Source organism: Streptomyces sp. NPDC003943 (assembly GCF_053605265.1).
The window spans coordinates 125,523-140,853 of the sequence record NZ_JBSGIW010000005.1 but is presented as its reverse complement, the minus strand read 5'-3'; the positions used below and the strand labels follow the sequence as shown (position 1 = coordinate 140,853).

General features: G+C 70.9%; 19 protein-coding genes, 1 tRNA gene, 1 pseudogene and 1 riboswitch. Of the genes and pseudogenes, 8 read left to right on the top strand and 13 right to left on the bottom strand.

The window, feature by feature from the left end:
* The first annotated feature begins 103 nt into the window (after positions 1-103).
* Complete coding sequence (locus ACWEV0_RS03920) at positions 104-412, top strand: hypothetical protein (protein WP_453146196.1); 309 nt, start codon at positions 104-106, stop codon at positions 410-412.
* A 151-nt stretch (positions 413-563) separates the two neighbouring features.
* On the opposite strand, the gene ACWEV0_RS03915 is transcribed toward ACWEV0_RS03920, so the two are convergent.
* A complete protein-coding gene (locus ACWEV0_RS03915; protein WP_453146194.1) occupies positions 564-1,832 on the bottom strand; it encodes a DUF445 domain-containing protein in 1,269 nt (422 codons plus the stop codon).
* 128 nt (positions 1,833-1,960) lie between these two features.
* Between ACWEV0_RS03915 and ACWEV0_RS03910 the strand changes: the two genes are divergently transcribed.
* Complete coding sequence (locus ACWEV0_RS03910) at positions 1,961-4,246, top strand: transglycosylase domain-containing protein (RefSeq protein ID WP_453146192.1); 2,286 nt, start codon at positions 1,961-1,963, stop codon at positions 4,244-4,246.
* On the opposite strand, the gene ACWEV0_RS03905 is transcribed toward ACWEV0_RS03910, so the two are convergent.
* The 3 genes from ACWEV0_RS03905 to ACWEV0_RS03895 all read right to left on the bottom strand — a co-directional run bounded on the left by ACWEV0_RS03905 (position 4,224) and on the right by ACWEV0_RS03895 (position 5,408).
* Positions 4,224-4,544, bottom strand: coding sequence for a DMT family transporter (locus tag ACWEV0_RS03905; RefSeq protein ID WP_453146190.1), 321 nt, complete (start codon positions 4,542-4,544; stop codon positions 4,224-4,226). The genes ACWEV0_RS03910 and ACWEV0_RS03905 overlap by 23 nt on opposite strands.
* Before the next feature lie 41 nt (positions 4,545-4,585).
* Positions 4,586-4,647, bottom strand: a riboswitch (guanidine-III (ykkC-III) riboswitch).
* A 68-nt stretch (positions 4,648-4,715) separates the two neighbouring features.
* Positions 4,716-5,054 (bottom strand): GroES family chaperonin, encoded by a 339-nt coding sequence (locus ACWEV0_RS03900; protein WP_403800903.1) that lies wholly within the window; start codon positions 5,052-5,054, stop codon positions 4,716-4,718.
* A gap of 36 nt (positions 5,055-5,090) precedes the next feature.
* The gene (locus tag ACWEV0_RS03895) at positions 5,091-5,408 is read right to left on the bottom strand and encodes a DUF3618 domain-containing protein (RefSeq protein ID WP_453146188.1); all 318 of its coding nucleotides are present in this window, start codon (positions 5,406-5,408) and stop codon (positions 5,091-5,093) included.
* Positions 5,409-5,593: 185 nt separating this feature from the next.
* Between ACWEV0_RS03895 and bcp the strand changes: the two genes are divergently transcribed.
* The 3 genes and pseudogenes from bcp (at position 5,594) to ACWEV0_RS03880 (ending at position 6,407) form a co-directional block, all read left to right on the top strand.
* Positions 5,594-6,067: a thioredoxin-dependent thiol peroxidase gene (gene bcp, locus ACWEV0_RS03890; RefSeq protein WP_453146186.1), complete on the top strand. Its 474-nt coding sequence runs from the start codon at positions 5,594-5,596 to the stop codon at positions 6,065-6,067.
* A gap of 134 nt (positions 6,068-6,201) precedes the next feature.
* Positions 6,202-6,303, top strand: a pseudogene (locus ACWEV0_RS03885) (HNH endonuclease); the annotation flags it as partial.
* 20 nt (positions 6,304-6,323) lie between these two features.
* Positions 6,324-6,407: transfer RNA gene (locus ACWEV0_RS03880), tRNA-Leu, on the top strand.
* Positions 6,408-6,452: 45 nt separating this feature from the next.
* Here ACWEV0_RS03880 and rdgB read toward each other — a convergent pair.
* The 4 genes from rdgB to ACWEV0_RS03860 all read right to left on the bottom strand — a co-directional run bounded on the left by rdgB (position 6,453) and on the right by ACWEV0_RS03860 (position 8,593).
* A complete protein-coding gene (gene rdgB / locus ACWEV0_RS03875; RefSeq protein WP_453146184.1) occupies positions 6,453-7,055 on the bottom strand; it encodes an RdgB/HAM1 family non-canonical purine NTP pyrophosphatase in 603 nt (200 codons plus the stop codon).
* A gap of 12 nt (positions 7,056-7,067) precedes the next feature.
* On the bottom strand, positions 7,068-7,448 hold the full coding sequence (locus tag ACWEV0_RS03870) for a hypothetical protein (RefSeq protein WP_453146183.1): 381 nt from the start codon (positions 7,446-7,448) through the stop codon (positions 7,068-7,070).
* Positions 7,449-7,526: 78 nt separating this feature from the next.
* Positions 7,527-8,258 (bottom strand): ribonuclease PH, encoded by a 732-nt coding sequence (gene rph / locus ACWEV0_RS03865; protein ID WP_403800889.1) that lies wholly within the window; start codon positions 8,256-8,258, stop codon positions 7,527-7,529.
* A 101-nt stretch (positions 8,259-8,359) separates the two neighbouring features.
* Positions 8,360-8,593 (bottom strand): glucose PTS transporter subunit EIIB, encoded by a 234-nt coding sequence (locus ACWEV0_RS03860; RefSeq protein WP_389206627.1) that lies wholly within the window; start codon positions 8,591-8,593, stop codon positions 8,360-8,362.
* 195 nt (positions 8,594-8,788) lie between these two features.
* On the opposite strand from ACWEV0_RS03860, the gene ACWEV0_RS03855 reads away from it, so the two are divergent.
* Entirely contained in the window at positions 8,789-10,093 is a 1,305-nt protein-coding gene (locus ACWEV0_RS03855; RefSeq protein WP_453146180.1) for a PTS transporter subunit EIIC, read from the top strand.
* Positions 10,094-10,366: 273 nt separating this feature from the next.
* A complete protein-coding gene (locus ACWEV0_RS03850) occupies positions 10,367-11,632 on the top strand; it encodes a PTS transporter subunit EIIC (protein ID WP_453146178.1) in 1,266 nt (421 codons plus the stop codon).
* A gap of 90 nt (positions 11,633-11,722) precedes the next feature.
* On the opposite strand, the gene ACWEV0_RS03845 is transcribed toward ACWEV0_RS03850, so the two are convergent.
* On the bottom strand, positions 11,723-12,475 hold the full coding sequence (locus ACWEV0_RS03845; RefSeq protein WP_451611929.1) for an MBL fold metallo-hydrolase: 753 nt from the start codon (positions 12,473-12,475) through the stop codon (positions 11,723-11,725).
* A 200-nt stretch (positions 12,476-12,675) separates the two neighbouring features.
* Between ACWEV0_RS03845 and ACWEV0_RS03840 the strand changes: the two genes are divergently transcribed.
* Complete coding sequence (locus ACWEV0_RS03840) at positions 12,676-13,188, top strand: type II toxin-antitoxin system PemK/MazF family toxin (protein WP_453146176.1); 513 nt, start codon at positions 12,676-12,678, stop codon at positions 13,186-13,188.
* Positions 13,189-13,291: 103 nt separating this feature from the next.
* On the opposite strand, the gene ACWEV0_RS03835 is transcribed toward ACWEV0_RS03840, so the two are convergent.
* The 4 genes from ACWEV0_RS03835 to ACWEV0_RS03820 all read right to left on the bottom strand — a co-directional run bounded on the left by ACWEV0_RS03835 (position 13,292) and on the right by ACWEV0_RS03820 (position 15,312).
* Entirely contained in the window at positions 13,292-14,242 is a 951-nt protein-coding gene (locus ACWEV0_RS03835) for a PLP-dependent cysteine synthase family protein (protein ID WP_453146174.1), read from the bottom strand.
* Between the two features lie 14 nt (positions 14,243-14,256).
* Positions 14,257-14,535: a MoaD/ThiS family protein gene (locus ACWEV0_RS03830; protein WP_453146173.1), complete on the bottom strand. Its 279-nt coding sequence runs from the start codon at positions 14,533-14,535 to the stop codon at positions 14,257-14,259.
* 115 nt (positions 14,536-14,650) lie between these two features.
* Positions 14,651-14,767, bottom strand: a complete 117-nt coding sequence (locus ACWEV0_RS03825; protein ID WP_453146171.1) for a putative leader peptide — start codon at positions 14,765-14,767, stop codon at positions 14,651-14,653.
* A 119-nt stretch (positions 14,768-14,886) separates the two neighbouring features.
* Complete coding sequence (locus tag ACWEV0_RS03820) at positions 14,887-15,312, bottom strand: Mov34/MPN/PAD-1 family protein (RefSeq protein WP_403800867.1); 426 nt, start codon at positions 15,310-15,312, stop codon at positions 14,887-14,889.
* Between the last annotated feature and the right edge of the window lie 19 nt (positions 15,313-15,331).

The following is a 15,331-nucleotide window of genomic DNA, read 5'->3' as shown; positions in this document are numbered from 1 at the left end:
GGCCACCGTCGCCGTTGCCCTGCCTCCGGGGTACGACGTCGCCTCGGGCGGCGCCGTCGTTAGGCTCGGTCTCAGACCGTTGTCGTATGAAAGGACCGTTGCCATGCCCAGCACCCGCGACCTCTCCCCCGCCATCGCCGCCGCCGGCCTCGTCGGCGGTTACGCCGTCGCCCGCTGGACCAAGAAGCGGCCGCTGGGTGGGGTCGTGCTGGCCGTGGCCGGTGGGGTGGCGGCGCGGGAGTGGCAGCAGGCCGCGGGTGCGAAGGCGGCCGCCGGGCTGGCCGGGGCCTACGTGGCCGCGTTCGCCGGCTCGCACCCGCTCGCCAAGAAGATCGGGGCGTGGCCCGCGGTGTTCTCCGTGGCCGGGGCCATGGCCGGCGCCGCCTATGCGGTGACGCGCGCCGCACGCTGACCCGCGCCGCGTAGAGCCAGGGCATGGGGCGTCGCCCGTACGCCCCGCCCCGCGCCGCCCGCTGACCCGCACCGCGTAGGCCGCGGGCCCGGGGCCCATCGCGCGTACAGCCTGACCCGCGCCGCCTACGCGCCCCCACCCCCACCAAGCGTCACCCGCCCAGCACGTGGCTCACCGTGTAGATCAGCAGCCCCGCCAGCGCGCCCACCACCGTGCCGTTGATGCGGATGAACTGGAGGTCTCGGCCGATGTTGGCCTCGATCTTCTTCGAGGTCTGGGTGGCGTCCCAGCCGGCGACCGTGTCGGTGATCAGGGAGGTGATCTCGGTGCGGTAGGTGGTGACGACGTACGCCGCCGCGTCTTCCGACCAGCCTTCGACCTTGGCCTGGAGGCGGGCGTCGGTGGAGAGGCGGGTGCCGAGGGAGACGAGGGAGGCGCGGGCGCGGCGGCGGAGTTGGCTCTGGGTGTCGTCGGCGGCGGCGAGGAGGAGGTCGCGGACGGAGGACCAGGCGGAGGCGATGATGTCCTGGACTTCGGGGCGGGCCAGGATGTCGGACTTCAGGCGTTCGACCCGCGCGCGGGTGTCGGTGTCGGACTGGAGGTCGGCCGCGAAGTCCCTCAGGAAGCGGTCGATGGCGCCGCGGGCCGGGTGGGACGGCATGTCGCGCATCTCGGTGACGAAGCGGAGGAGCTCCTTGTAGACGCGCTCGCCTACCTTGCGGTCGACGAAGCGCGGGGTCCAGCCCGGTGCGCCGCCCTGGATCGCGTCCATCACCGAGTCGGCGTGGGTGATCAGCCAGTCGTGGGCGCGGACGCAGACGAGGTCGACCGCGCGGTGGTGGGCGCCCTCTGCGACCACGCGTTCCAGGGTCTTGCCGAGGCCGGGGGCGATCTCGGCCGCCTCCGCCCGCCGGGTGATCGCCTCGCCCACGACCGCCTGGACGTCGGAGTCGCGCAGGACCGTCAGGGCGCCGCGCAGCGCCGCCGCCAGTTCCGAGGTCACCCGGTCCGCGTGCTCCGGGTCCGCGAGCCAGGCGCCGAGGCGGCGGGCGATGGCGAAGCCGCGCAGCCTGCCGCGTACGACGTCGGCGGAGAGGAAGTTCTCGCCGACGAAGGCGCCGAGCGAGGCGCCCAGCTGGTCCTTCTTCGTCGGGATGATCGCGGTGTGCGGGATCGGCAGGCCGAGCGGGCGCCGGAACAGCGCCGTCACCGCGAACCAGTCGGCCAGCGCGCCGACCATCCCGGCCTCGGCCGCCGCCGCCACGTAGCCCGCCCATCCGCCGGCTCCGGACGACTTCGCCCAGGTCGCCAGGGCGTACACCGCCGCCACCAGCGCCAGCAGGCCCGTCGCCATCGCCTTCATCCGGCGGACGCCCCTGCTCTTCTCCTCGTCCGCCGCCGTGTACGTGAAGCTGACCATCACCTCACCTCCCTACATGACTGACTCCTCCGTCGCACGCGGAGTTCCCCCTGATACTTCCGTCTTGGAGGGATTTCCCGTGTCGCCACGACCGGTTTTCCCGCCCGATACATGCAAGATGGGGTGCTATGTCCCCTTCATCCGGTACAGGCTCATCCGGTACGAGCGCCGGTACGAGCGAGGTCCTGCCGCCCGAGCCCGCGGCCTGGGAGCCCCGGGACCCCACCGTCCCCGCCCCCCGCCCGCCCGAACGGCGCCCCCGCCGCCTCCTTCGGATCCTCAAGCGCCTCCTCGGCCTCGCCGTCCTCGGCGCCGTACTCCTCCTCGGCGGCCTCGTCGCCGGCTACCTCCTCGTGGACATCCCGGCCGCCAACGCCACCGCGGTCGCCCAGTCCAACCTGTTCCTCTACCGCGACGGCTCCCAGATCGCCCGCGCCGGCGAGGTCGACCGCGAGAACGTGAGCCTCGCGCGCGTCCCGCTGCCCGTGCAGCGTGCCGTGCTCGCCGCCGAGGACCGGGACTTCCACACCTCGCCGGCCGTCGACCCGCGCGCCATGCTCCGCGCCACCTGGAACACCCTCACCGGCAAGGGCCGCCAGTCCGGCTCCACCATCACCCAGCAGTACGTCAAGAACTACTACCTGGGCCAGGAACAGACCCTCACCCGCAAGGCCAAGGAGTTCTTCATCGCGCTCAAGCTGGGCCGCGAGAAGTCCAAGGCCGAGATCCTGGAGGGCTACCTGAACACCAGTTACTTCGGGCGCAACGCGTACGGCATCCAGGCCGCCGCCCGCGCCTACTACGGCAAGGACGCCAAGGACCTCGACACCGCCGAGGGCGCGTACCTCGCCTCCCTCCTCAACGCGCCCAACGCCTACGACGTCGCCAGCCACCCCGAGAACCGCGACCGGGCCCTCGCCCGCTGGCGCTACGTCCTCGACGGCATGGTCAAGGAGGGCTGGCTCAGCCGCGCGGACCGCGCCGCCGCCGTCTTCCCCACCCCGCATCCGATGCGCCCCTCCGCCGGACTCTCCGGGCAGCGCGGCTACCTCGTCCAGGCCGTCGAGCAGTACCTCACCGAGCACGGCATCGTCGACGACAAGACGCTGGCCGCCGGCGGCTTCCGCATCACCACCACCCTGGAGCCGGACAAGCAGCAGGCCCTCGTCAAGGCCGTCGAGGACCGCGTGACGTCGAAGCTCGACCCGGCGCGCCACCCCGCCGACCGGTGGGTACGGGTCGGGGGCGCCGCCATCGACCCGGCGAGCGGGCGGGTCGTCGCCCTCTACGGCGGCATCGACTACACCCGGCAGTACGTCAACAACGCCACCCGGCGCGACTACCAGGTCGGCTCCACCTTCAAGCCCTTCGTGCTCGCCGCCGCCCTCCAGCACGGCGCACAGACCCAGGAAGGCGAGCGGATCACCCCCAACACCCTCTACGACGGCGACAACCGCCGCCCCGTGCAGGGCTGGACCGGCGCCGCCTACGACCCGGCCAACGAGGACGACATCAACTACGGCGAGATCACCGTCCGCACCGCCACCGACCAGTCGGTGAACGCCGTGTACGCCCAGATGGCCGTCGACGTCGGCCCGGCCCGGGTCCGGCAGACCGCCGTCGCCCTCGGCCTGCCGCCCCGCACCCCCGACCTCACCGCCTCCCCGTCCATCGCGCTCGGCCCGGCCACCGCCAGCGTCCTGGACCTCACGCAGGCGTACGCGACGCTCGCGAACCACGGCCGGCACGACACGTACACGCTCGTCGAGAAGGTCTCCCGGGACGGCGCGGAGCTCGAACTCCCGTCCACGCAGGGCACTCAGGGCGTGCAGGCCGTCGACCGCGAGGCCGCCGACACCACCACCGCCGTGCTGCGCGGCGTCGTCGAGGGCGGCAGCGGCACCACCGCCCTCTCCGCCGGGCGGCCCACGGCGGGCAAGACCGGCACGGCGGAGGACGACAAGGCGGCCTGGTTCGCCGGCTACACCCCCGAGCTGGCCACCGTCGTCGCGATGATGGGCCAGGACCCGCAGACCGGCCGGCAGCTGCCGCTGTACGGGGCGCTCGGCCAGACCCGCGTCAACGGCGGCGGGGCGCCCGCCGAGATCTGGGCGCAGTTCACGCGAGACGCGCTGGCCGGGGTGCAGGCGAAGGACTTCGACCTGCGGCTGATGCCGGGTGCGGAGGAACCGCCCGCGCCGGACCTGCCGTACGGGCCGGGCGGCGGTTACGAAGGGCCGCAGCGCGCTCGCGGTGCGGGCGGGGCGGCGAGCGGGGCGGGCGGTACGGCGCCCAGAGCGGCGGTACGGGACGGGGAGCGGCCGCCGGCCCCCGACGCGCCCGCGCCCGCGCCCGTACCGCCTCCCGTACCGGCCCCCGCGCCCGCGCCCGTCAGTGGCCGGACGTCGCCTTGAGGCCGACCACCGCCACGAGCAGCAGACACACGAAGAAGATCCGGGCGGCGGTCGCCGGCTCGCCGAGCACCACCATGCCGAGCACCGCCGCACCGGCCGCGCCGATGCCCACCCACACGCCGTAGGCGGTGCCGATGGGCAGGGTCTTGGTGGCCTGGGCCAGGAGCGCCATCGAGGCGACGATCCCGGCGACGGTGAGGACGCTGGGCCACAGACGGGTGAAGCCCTCGGTGTACTTCATGCCGATGGACCAGCCGACTTCGAGCACACCGGCGAGGACGAGCAGAACCCAGGCCATGACGACGAACCTCCGCGAGACGGATCAGAGCGATCAACAGGGGTGCGTCGTCTTGTCGTGAACCCGGTACGGCGCGTCTCGTCGGGGTGTCTCCAGGCTAGCAAAGAACAGGCAAAAACAAAGGTGAAGGGCCTGGTGACCACCGTCACCAGGCCCTTCGTCGTCCTACTGCTACAGGTACAGCCCGGTCGAGTCGGAGGCGCCGAGGAAGCGGTCCGCGGCGACCGCGTGCAGATCGCGCTCGCGCATCAGGACGTACGCCGTGCCCCGCACCTCGACCTCGGCGCGGTCCTCGGGGTCGTACAGGACCCGGTCGCCGATCTCGACGGTGCGGACGTTCTGTCCGACCGCGACGACCTCGGCCCAGGCCAGCCGGCGGCCGACCGCGGCCGTCGCGGGGATCAGGATGCCGCCGCCGGAGCGCCGCTCGCCCTCCGGGGTGTCGGTCCGGACCAGGACGCGGTCGTGCAGCATCCGGATGGGCAGCTTGTCGTGGGTGTTGTCGCTCACGGTCCGAACCTACCTGTTCCGCCCTGGCCGCCCGTGTCAGCCCTTGCGCTTGCGGGAGGTCGCGATCAGCCCGATGACGGCGACGACGACGAGCGCCGCCGGCACCACGCGCTCCAGGCGCGGGGCGCCCTCCTCGTCGGTGAAGCGGGCCTTCACGTCCGAGACGACCCGGTTCACGGAGACGAAGGCGCGTCCCACGGTGTGGTCGACCTGGGCGGCGACCTTGGCCTTGGCGTCGCCGACGATCGTCTTCGGGTGCAGCCGAACGCCGATCTCGTCGAGCGTGACGGCGAGCTGCTCGCGCCGGCGGACGATGTCCGCCTCGATCTCCGCAGGGGTCCTGACGTCCGACACCGCGCTGCCTCCGTCGTAGTCGTGTGGTCCGGTGTTCCGGCTGTTCCGGAGACCCGGTCTTACGGTCTGCACTCCGGTCGTTTCCGGCCGCTGGTGAACAGTCTGTCAGCTCGGCCGCCCGCGGGTCGTCCCCGACCCCCGTTAGGCTCGGATCGCGTACGTGAACTTCCCGAGGAGAGCCAGCCATGAGCGAGCGACTGCAGCCCGGCGACACCGCCCCCGCCTTCACCCTGCCCGACGCGGACGGCAACGACGTCTCCCTCGCGGACCACAAGGGCCGCAAGGTCATCGTCTACTTCTACCCCGCCGCCCTCACCCCGGGCTGCACCAAGCAGGCGTGCGACTTCACCGACAACCTCGACCTGCTGGCCGGCGCGGGCTACGACGTCATCGGCGTCTCCCCCGACAAGCCGGAGAAGCTGGCGAAGTTCCGCGAGAAGGAGAGCCTCCGGGTCACCCTGGTCGGCGACCCGGAGAAGAAGGTCCTCGAGGCGTACGGCGCCTTCGGCGAGAAGAAGCTCTACGGCAAGGTCGTGACGGGCGTGATCCGCTCGACCGTCGTCGTCGACGAGGAGGGCAAGGTCGAGCGCGCCCTCTACAACGTGAAGGCGACCGGCCATGTCGCCAAGATCATCAAGGACCTGAAGATCGAGGGCTGAGCCCTCTGGGCCTGCGACTTCGACGGGCGGCCCGCACTGCTTCCGGCGGAAGCGGTGCGGGCCGCTCCGTATTTCGTACGCGATCCAGTGCGTACACGAAGGAGCGGCTTGAGGCGGCGGCGCGAGGGACGCGGAGGGATCCGAACCTGCGGCTGCTGTGTCCCAACTGCCACGCGATCACAGATACGTGGTGCCGAGGCAAACGCCGACGCGCCCCTCGGCCGAACGCCGGGTGACCGCTACGATGGCCGTGCGCGCGGCCGTTGCTGAATGGTATAAGCGGAGGTTTTAGGTGCCTCTGGGCGTTTCGCCCATGTGGGTTCGAATCCCATCGGCCGCACCGTAAAGAAGAGCCGCTCTCGGGCGGCTCTTCTTCATGGCAGCCTCAGCCCAGCAGTTCCTTCACCACCGGCACCAGCGCCCTGAACGCCTTCCCTCTGTGGCTGATCGCGTTCTTCTGCTCCGGGGTCAGCTGCGCGCACGTCACCTCGTACCCCTCCGGCTGCAGGATCGGGTCGTAGCCGAAGCCGTTCGTGCCGACCGGCTCGTGGCGGAGGGTGCCGAGGAGGCGGCCCTCGACGACCCGCTCCGTGCCGTCCGGGAGGGCGAGCGCCGCCGCGCAGGCGAAGTGGGCGCCGCGGTGCGCGTCGTCGATGTCGGCGAGCTGGGCCAGGAGCAGGTCGAGGTTGGCCTTGTCGTCGCCGTGGGTGCCGGACCAGCGGGCGGAGAAGATGCCGGGGGCGCCGTTCAGGACGTCGACGCAGAGGCCGGAGTCGTCGGCGACGGCGGGGAGGCCGGTGGCCCGGGCGAGGGCGTGGGCCTTGAGGAGGGCGTTCTCGGCGAAGGTGACGCCGGTTTCCTTGACGTCGGGGATCTCGGGGTACGCGTCCGCGCCGACGAGTTCGAGGTCGAGGCCGGCGTCGGCGAGGATCGCGTGGAGTTCGGTGATCTTGCCCGCGTTGCGGGTGGCGAGGATCAGACGGGTCATGCCAGCCAGTATCTACGGGGTGCAGACCTTGCCGATCTCGGTGGCCGCGGACGTGATCGGCGTGAGGTCGGGGGTGGTGTCGCCGTTCTTGACGGCGGTGCGGACGGAGTCGACGCCCTTGTTCAGGTCGTCGACGGCCTTGGAGAGGTCGGCGTTGTCCGTCGTGTTCTTGAGGTTGCCCAGCTCGGTGTCGATGCTGTTCAGGGCCTCTTCGATCTGGGTCGGGTCGTTGGAGGCGCTGTTGACGGCCTGCTGGAGGTTGCTGACCGAGGTGGCGATGGCGTCGGCGGTCTTGACGCAGTCCATGGCCTTGTCGAGGGCGCCGCAGCCGACGAGGGTGCTGAGTGCGGCTGCCGTGGAGACGGCGAGGGCTATGGTGCGGCGGCGCTTCATGTGAACAGGTCCCCCCAGGATGTGGACGGGCGCACGGTTCGGCCCGTGCGCCCGTATCAGTGCAGACGCGCCGCGGTGCTACAGAGTTCCTTCGAGCGCCTTGCGCTGGATCTCGGCGAGTTCGGCGCAGCCGCCGGACGCGAGGTCGAGGAGCGCGTTGAGCTCCTTGCGGTCGAAGGGCTCGGCCTCGGCGGTGCCCTGGACCTCGACGAAGCGGCCGTCGCCGGTGCAGACGACGTTCATGTCGGTGTCGGCGCGGACGTCCTCCTCGTAGCAGAGGTCGAGGAGCGGGGTGCCGTCGACGATGCCGACGGAGACGGCGGCGACGGTGCCGGTGAGGGGCTTGCGGCCGGCGCGGACGAGCTTCTTGTTCTGGGCCCAGGCGACGGCGTCGGCGAGGGCCACGTAGGCGCCGGTGATGGCGGCGGTGCGGGTGCCGCCGTCGGCCTGGAGGACGTCGCAGTCGAGGACGATGGTGTTCTCGCCGAGCGCCTTGTAGTCGATGACGGCGCGCAGCGAGCGGCCGATGAGTCGGGAGATCTCGTGGGTGCGGCCGCCGATCTTGCCGCGGACGGATTCGCGGTCGCCGCGGGTGTTGGTGGAGCGGGGGAGCATGGAGTACTCGCCGGTGACCCAGCCCTCCCCGCTGCCCTTGCGCCAGCGCGGCACGCCTTCGGTGACGGAGGCGGTGCAGAAGACCTTGGTGTCGCCGAAGGAGATGAGGACGGAGCCCTCGGCGTGCTTGCTCCAGCCGCGTTCGATGGTGACGGGGCGGAGCTGTTCGGGGGTACGGCCGTCGATGCGAGACATACGACGAGCGTAGCCCTATGAGCGAAGGGCCCGTTCCCCTGCCGGAACGGGCCCTTCCTCAGCTGGTGCCAGCTGCTCGGATCAGGTCTGATCAGGGTGTGTCACATCATGTCTTCGATGTCGGCGGCGATCGGGTCCGCGTCGGTGCCGATGACGACCTGGATGGCGGTGCCCATCTTCACGACGCCGTGGGCGCCGGCGGCCTTGAGCGCGGCGTCGTCGACCTTGGACGGGTCGATGACCTCGGTGCGGAGGCGGGTGATGCAGCCCTCGACCTCTTCGATGTTCTCGATGCCGCCGAGGCCGGCGACGATCTTCTCAGCCTTGCTGGCCATGTGCTTCTCCCTGTCCGTTCTGCGCACCGATGGTCCGCTTTGTCACGGTAACCCACGGTTGGCCCAACTACGCGAGCGCATACCGCCGTTCTGCCGAATGATGACGATCACCGGCGGCCTGCCCTCTGGCACCTCCGGAGCCTACCGCAACTGGTCTACACCAGTATGCAACCGCAGCGCCGAGGGAGGACGCCGATGGGTAGCGACAGCGCGCCGGCCGCGCGGCAGAGGAAGGTGTCGTGGGGCGGCTTCTTCCAGGGGCTGCAGAAGATGGGCCGCAGCCTCCAGCTGCCCATCGCGGTGCTCCCGGCGGCCGGCATCATCAGCCGGCTCGGCCAGCCGGACGTCTTCGGCGCCGACGGCCTGGGCTGGGACAGGCTCGCCAAGGTCATGGTCGGGGCCGGCGGCGCGCTGCTCGACGCGGACCTCGGGCTGCCCCTGCTCTTCTGCATCGGCGTCGCCATCGGCATGGCGAAGAAGGCGGACGGCTCGACGGCCCTCGCCGCGGTGGCCGGCTTCCTCGTCTACCGGGGCGTGCTGCACGCCTTCCCGAAGGCCTGCCCGGCGGGCACGAGGGACATCGGCGGCGGCTGCCTGGGCCCGAACGACACCTTCGCCGGGTACACGTACCAGAACCCCGGCGTCTTCGGCGGCATCATCATGGGCCTGCTCGCGGCCTACTTCTGGCAGCGCTACCACCGCGTGAAGCTGGTCGACTGGCTGGGCTTCTTCAACGGGCGCCGGCTCGTCCCGATCATCATGGCCTTCGTCGGCATCCTCTTCGCCGTGCTGTGCCTGTGGATCTGGCCGCCGATCGGTGACGGCCTGGAGAACTTCAGCGACTGGCTGGTCGGGCTCGGGGCCTGGGGCTCGGGCATCTTCGGCGTGGCGAACCGCGCGCTGCTCGTGATCGGCCTGCACCAGTTCCTGAACGTGCCGATCTGGTTCCAGTTCGGCACGTACACCAAGCCGGACGGCACGCAGGTGCACGGCGACATCCCGATGTTCCTGGCGGGCGACCCGAACGCCGGCCAGTTCCTCTCCGGCTTCTTCCCGATCATGATGTTCGCGCTGCCGGCCGCCGCCCTCGCCATCACCCACTGCGCCAAGCCGCACCGGCGCAAGGAGGTCGGCGGCCTGATGCTGTCGGTCGCCCTGACCTCGTTCGTCACCGGCATCACGGAGCCGATCGAGTACTCGTTCCTCTTCATCGCACCGGCGCTCTACGCGGTCCACGCGCTCCTGACCGGTGTGTCGATGGCGGTGACCTGGGGCCTCGGCGTGCACGACGGCTTCAGCTTCTCGGCCGGCCTGATCGACTACGTGATCAACTGGGGACTCGCGACCAAGCCGTGGCTGATCATCCCGATCGGCCTGTGTTTCGCCGTCGTCTATTACGTGATCTTCCGGATCGCGATCATCAAGTTCAACCTGCCGACGCCGGGCCGCGAGCCGGAGGAGCTGGCGGAGGAGATCGAGCGGGACGTCACCAAGGCGTAGGACAAGGCGTACGGCAGGGCGTACGACAAGGCGTACGCCCTGCTCGCGCAGGCCCTCGGACCTCCTGGTCCGGGGGCCTTTTGTCGTCCCGTGACCCGCTATGGCTCAGTGCACAGAATTCACAGGTTCCTTATCTAAGTCACACGTGCTACAACAGGTCTACACCAGTTAATGGTGTAGACCACGCGGTCCAGACCACCGCGTTCCACGAGACGCCGCCGTCACCCCCTTTTCACTGTCCTCTGGCGGCGCCTTGCCTACTGGAGGAAGTTGATGAGTACGGCCACCGCCCAGGCCGCCGCTCCCGCGAAGAAGCGCGGATCCGGCCTGTTCCAGGGCCTGCAGAAGGTCGGTCGCAGCCTGCAGCTGCCGATCGCCGTGCTGCCGGCCGCGGGTATCTTGCTCCGTCTCGGCCAGCCCGACGTGTTCGGTGCCGACGGCCTCGGCTGGGGCAAGGTCGCCTCCGTCTTCGCCACCGCCGGTGGCGCGGTCTTCGACAACCTGCCGCTGCTCTTCTGCATCGGCGTCGCCATCGGCTTCGCCAAGAAGTCCGACGGCTCCACCGCCCTCGCCGCGCTGGTCGGCTTCCTGGTCTACAGCAACGTGCTGAAGGCGTTCCCGGTCACCGAGGCCGTCGTCAACACGACCGCCAACAAGGGCGTCGACGTCGCCGCGACGTACAACAACCCGGGTGTCCTCGGCGGCATCGTCATGGGTCTGATCGCGGCCGTGCTGTGGCAGCGGTTCCACCGCACCAAGCTCGTCGACTGGCTCGGCTTCTTCAACGGCCGCCGGCTCGTCCCGATCATCATGGCCTTCGTCGGCACGGCCGTCGGTGTCTTCTTCGGCCTGGTCTGGGAGCCGATCGGCGAGGGCATCTCCAGCTTCGGCGAGTGGATGACCGGCCTGGGCGCCGGTGGCGCGGGCCTGTTCGGTCTGATCAACCGCGCGCTGATCCCGGTCGGCATGCACCAGTTCGTGAACACCGTCTCGTGGTTCCAGATCGGCGACTTCACCAACGCCGCCGGTGACGTCGTGCACGGCGACCTGAACCGCTTCTTCGCCGGTGACCCGAGCGCCGGACTCTTCATGTCGGGCTTCTTCCCGATCATGATGTTCGGCCTGCCGGCCGCCGCGCTCGCCATCGCGCACTCCGCCCGCCCGGAGCGCCGCAAGGCCGTCCTCGGCATGATGATCTCGCTCGCGCTGACCTCGTTCGTCACCGGTGTGACCGAGCCGATCGAGTTCTCGTTCATGTTCATCGCGCCGCTGCTGTACGCGATCCACGCGGTCCTCACCGCGCTCTCGATGGCCGTGACCTGGGCGCTCGGCGTCCACGCGGGCTTCACGTTCTCGGCCGGCCTCATCGACTACGGCCTGAACTGGAACCTCGCGACGAAGCCGTGGCTGATCATCCCGATCGGTCTGGTCTTCGGGGCGATCTACTACGTGGTGTTCCGCTTCGCGATCACCAAGTTCAACCTGCCGACGCCGGGCCGCGAGCCCGACGAGGAGGTCGAGGACCTCACCAAGGCGTGAGCCTCCGCCGTACGACCCCGTACGACCCCGTACGACGGGAAGTCCCCCGGAACCACCTGATTCCGGGGGACTTCCCTTTGTGTGTACGGCTCAGATCTCGTACGTCGCGCCCGTGTACGCCAGCTCCGCCGGCCCCGCGTACACCTCGCGCGCGTCCGCCAGGTTCCGCTCGCCGTCCGTCCACGGCGGGATGTGGGTGAGGACCAGGCGGCGCACCCCGGCGCGGGCGGCGTGCGCGCCGGCCTCGCGGCCGTTCAGGTGGAGGGCCGGGATGTCCTCCTTGCCGTGGGTGAAGGACGCCTCGCAGAGGAAGAGGTCCGCGCCCTCGGCCAGCTCGTGCAGCGCGTCGCAGACGCCGGTGTCGCCGGAGTACGTGAGCGCGCGGCCGCCGTGCTCGACGCGGATGCCGAACGCCTCGACCGGATGGCACACCTTCTCCGTGCGCACGGAGAAGGGGCCGATCTCGAACGAGCCCGACTTCAGCGTGTGGAAGTCGAAGACCTCGCGCATCGAGGTGGGCGACGGCGTGTCCGCGTACGCCGTGGTCAGCCGCTGCTCGGCGCCCTCGGGGGCGTAGACGGGGATCGCGTCGCAGCGGCCGCCCTCGTGGCGGTAGTAGCGGGCGACGAAATAGCCGCACATGTCGATGCAGTGGTCGGCGTGCAGGTGGCTGAGGAAGATCGCGTCGAGGTCGTACAGACCGATGTGGCGCTGCAGCTCGCCGAGGGCGCCGTTGCCCATGTCGAGGAGCAGCCGGAAGCCGTCGGCCTCGACGAGGTAGCTCGAGCAGGCCGATTCCGCGGACGGGAACGACCCTGAGCAGCCGACGACGGTGAGCTTCATGGAGCGTGAACCTCCGTGTACGGGAGCGGAAAGCGCGCTGAGAGGGGAGGTCGTGCGGTCTGTCGAGCGTACGGCGCGTGGCGGCCGGTCGCTCCTCCGTGGCGGCCCGTTGTGGGCGAACTCACGGGCTCTGTCACCGGTTCGGATGGATGGCGGGGCGGCGCGGCCGGGTGAGCGGCGCGCCGGTACCTTCTTGAGGTATGGACATGTCGTGGTGGCCGGCGCTCGTGGCGGCCGTGGTGGTCGCGCTCGTCGCGGTGCTCGCCTGGGGGTCCCCCCGGACGAGGTCCGGAGGGACGGGGCGGCGCCCGGCCGGGACCCGCCGGCCCGCGGGCCGCGGACGCCCGCCGGGCCGCCCGGCCCGCCCGGCCCCGCCCGCCGGGCGCGCGAAGGCGCCGGCGCGGCTGCCGCGCGCGGGTGAGATCTGGTGGGCGGAGGTCCCGTACGAGGACGGGCCCGGCGCCAAGGACCGCCCCTGTCTGGTCCTCGCCCTGCGCCACGACACCGCCCTGGTCGTCAAGATCACCAGCAAGTACCACGACGAGCGCCCGGGCGTCATCGCCCTGCCGCCGGGCTCGGTGGGTGACGCCCAGGGCCGCCCGAGCTTCCTGGAGACGGACGAGCTGCGCGACGTCCCGGTGTGGGGCTTCCGCCGGAGGGTGGGAACGGCGGACCCGGTGGTGTGGGACCAGGTGCGGCATCTGGCGCGGTGAGCGCGGGGACGGCAGCGCCGCCCGGGGCGGGCACGCGGGGCCGGACACCACGAAGCCCGGGGGCTCCGGCCTCCGGGCTTCGTACGCGTTCGGGCTGCTGGGGCTACGCCCAGAGCTGGTCCTGCACCGTCGCGATCGCCTCTTCGGTCGTCGCCGCGGTGTAGAGGCCCGTCGAGAGGTACTTCCAGCCGCCGTCGGCGACGACGAAGACGATGTCGGCGCTCTCGCCGGCCTTGACGGCCTTCTTGCCGACGCCGATGGCCGCGTGCAGGGCGGCGCCGGTGGAGACGCCGGCGAAGATGCCCTCCTGCTGGAGGAGTTCGCGGGTGCGGGTGACGGCGTCGGCGGAGCCGACGGAGAAGCGGGTGGTGAGGACGGAGGCGTCGTAGAGCTCGGGGACGAAGCCCTCGTCGAGGTTGCGCAGGCCGTAGACGAGGTCGTCGTAGCGCGGCTCGGCGGCGACGATCTTGACGTCGGGCTTGTGTTCGCGCAGGTAGCGGCCGACGCCCATGAGCGTGCCCGTGGTGCCGAGGCCCGCCACGAAGTGCGTGACGGACGGCAGGTCGGCGAGGATCTCGGGGCCGGTGGTGGCGTAGTGGGCGCCCGCGTTGTCCGGGTTGCCGTACTGGTAGAGCATGACCCAGTCGGGGTGCTCCGCCGCCAGCTCCTTGGCGACGCGGACTGCGGTGTTGGAGCCGCCCGCGGCCGGTGAGGAGATGATCTCGGCGCCCCACATGGCGAGCAGCTGGCGGCGCTCCTCGCTGGTGTTCTCCGGCATGACGCACACGATGCGGTAGCCCTTGAGCTTGGCCGCCATGGCGAGCGAGATGCCGGTGTTGCCGCTGGTGGGCTCCAGGATCGTGCAGCCGGGGGTGAGCCGGCCGTCCTTCTCCGCCTGCTCGATCATGTGGAGCGCGGGGCGGTCCTTGACCGAGCCGGTGGGGTTGCGGTCCTCCAGCTTGGCCCAGATGCGGACGTCGTCCGACGGGGAGAGCCGGGGCAGTCGGACCAGCGGCGTGTTGCCGACCGCCGCCAGCGGAGAGTCGTAACGCATCGGGATCAGACCGCTCAGACCATGCCGCCGGCGACGGCCGGCAGGATCGTCACGTTGTCGCCGTCGGCGAGCTTGGTCTCGATGCCGTCGAGGAAGCGGACGTCCTCGTCGTTCAGGTAGACGTTGACGAAGCGGCGCAGCTTGCCGTCGTCGACGATGCGGGCCTCGATCCCGGCGTGGCGGGACTCCAGGTCGGCGAAGAGCTCGGCGAGGGTGTCACCGCTGCCCTCGACGGCCTTGGCGCCGTCGGTGTAGGTGCGGAGGATGGTCGGGATGCGGACCTCGATGGCCATGTCGTGGGCTCCTGTCGGAAGGGGCGGTCGGGCGCGCGGCTCTGGCCCCCGCGCGGAGGGGTCGTACTCGGACGTACTCGGAGTTCGGGTGCGCTCGGGCCTGACGGCAGGTGGTTCAGAGCGCAGCGCGCGGCGGACACATCGCGCTGGCGAGGCGGCACAGGTCGACGTGCAGCCGCGCCACGAGCAGGGGCGTGCCCGGCGTCTCTTCGCTCACGTCGTGGAAAACCATGCGCTCATCGTATCGATTCCCGGTCCGGGTTCCGGAATGTGATCTCACATCACGGACAGTTCGCGTTCGTCTGACGGACGGGCCCGGCAGGGTCCGGGCCCGCGCTCAGCGCCGCGCGATCACTCGTACGCCTCGACGACCTTGACCTCTTCCTCCTCGACGACTCCGTCGACGATCGTGTACGAGCGGAACTGGAAGGGGCCCGCGCCGTCGGTGTCGGCGGTGGAGACGAGGACGTAGTGGGCGCCCGGCTCGTTGGCGTACGAGATGTCCGTACGGGACGGGTACGCCTCGGTCGCGGTGTGCGAGTGGTAGATGATCACGGGCTCCTCGTCCCGGTCGTCCATCTCGCGGTACAGCTTGAGCAGGTCGGCGGAGTCGAACTCGTAGAACGTGGGCGAGCGCGCCGCGTTCAGCATCGGGATGAAGCGCTCGGGGCGGCCCTCGCCGACCGGCCCCGCGACCACGCCGCATGCCTCGTCGGGGTGGTCCGCGCGGGAGTGTTCCACGATCTGGTCGTACAGGGCTCGGGTGATGGTCAGCATGCCGACAGGATAAGCAGAC

Excerpts from the sequence above, each read along its gene's own strand:
- ACWEV0_RS03920 (WP_453146196.1), top strand. The coding sequence starts at position 104 with ATGCCCAGCACCCGCGACCTCTCCCCCGCCATCGCCGCCGCCGGCCTC.
- ACWEV0_RS03915 (WP_453146194.1), bottom strand. The coding sequence starts at position 1,832 with ATGGTCAGCTTCACGTACACGGCGGCGGACGAGGAGAAGAGCAGGGGC.
- ACWEV0_RS03910 (WP_453146192.1), top strand. The coding sequence starts at position 1,961 with ATGTCCCCTTCATCCGGTACAGGCTCATCCGGTACGAGCGCCGGTACG.
- ACWEV0_RS03905 (WP_453146190.1), bottom strand. The coding sequence starts at position 4,544 with ATGGCCTGGGTTCTGCTCGTCCTCGCCGGTGTGCTCGAAGTCGGCTGG.
- bcp (WP_453146186.1), top strand. The coding sequence starts at position 5,594 with ATGAGCGAGCGACTGCAGCCCGGCGACACCGCCCCCGCCTTCACCCTG.
- rdgB (WP_453146184.1), bottom strand. The coding sequence starts at position 7,055 with ATGACCCGTCTGATCCTCGCCACCCGCAACGCGGGCAAGATCACCGAA.
- ACWEV0_RS03870 (WP_453146183.1), bottom strand. The coding sequence starts at position 7,448 with ATGAAGCGCCGCCGCACCATAGCCCTCGCCGTCTCCACGGCAGCCGCA.
- rph (WP_403800889.1), bottom strand. The coding sequence starts at position 8,258 with ATGTCTCGCATCGACGGCCGTACCCCCGAACAGCTCCGCCCCGTCACC.
- ACWEV0_RS03860 (WP_389206627.1), bottom strand. The coding sequence starts at position 8,593 with ATGGCCAGCAAGGCTGAGAAGATCGTCGCCGGCCTCGGCGGCATCGAG.
- ACWEV0_RS03855 (WP_453146180.1), top strand. The coding sequence starts at position 8,789 with ATGGGTAGCGACAGCGCGCCGGCCGCGCGGCAGAGGAAGGTGTCGTGG.
- ACWEV0_RS03850 (WP_453146178.1), top strand. The coding sequence starts at position 10,367 with ATGAGTACGGCCACCGCCCAGGCCGCCGCTCCCGCGAAGAAGCGCGGA.
- ACWEV0_RS03845 (WP_451611929.1), bottom strand. The coding sequence starts at position 12,475 with ATGAAGCTCACCGTCGTCGGCTGCTCAGGGTCGTTCCCGTCCGCGGAA.
- ACWEV0_RS03840 (WP_453146176.1), top strand. The coding sequence starts at position 12,676 with ATGGACATGTCGTGGTGGCCGGCGCTCGTGGCGGCCGTGGTGGTCGCG.
- ACWEV0_RS03835 (WP_453146174.1), bottom strand. The coding sequence starts at position 14,242 with ATGCGTTACGACTCTCCGCTGGCGGCGGTCGGCAACACGCCGCTGGTC.
- ACWEV0_RS03830 (WP_453146173.1), bottom strand. The coding sequence starts at position 14,535 with ATGGCCATCGAGGTCCGCATCCCGACCATCCTCCGCACCTACACCGAC.
- ACWEV0_RS03825 (WP_453146171.1), bottom strand. The coding sequence starts at position 14,767 with ATGGTTTTCCACGACGTGAGCGAAGAGACGCCGGGCACGCCCCTGCTC.
- ACWEV0_RS03820 (WP_403800867.1), bottom strand. The coding sequence starts at position 15,312 with ATGCTGACCATCACCCGAGCCCTGTACGACCAGATCGTGGAACACTCC.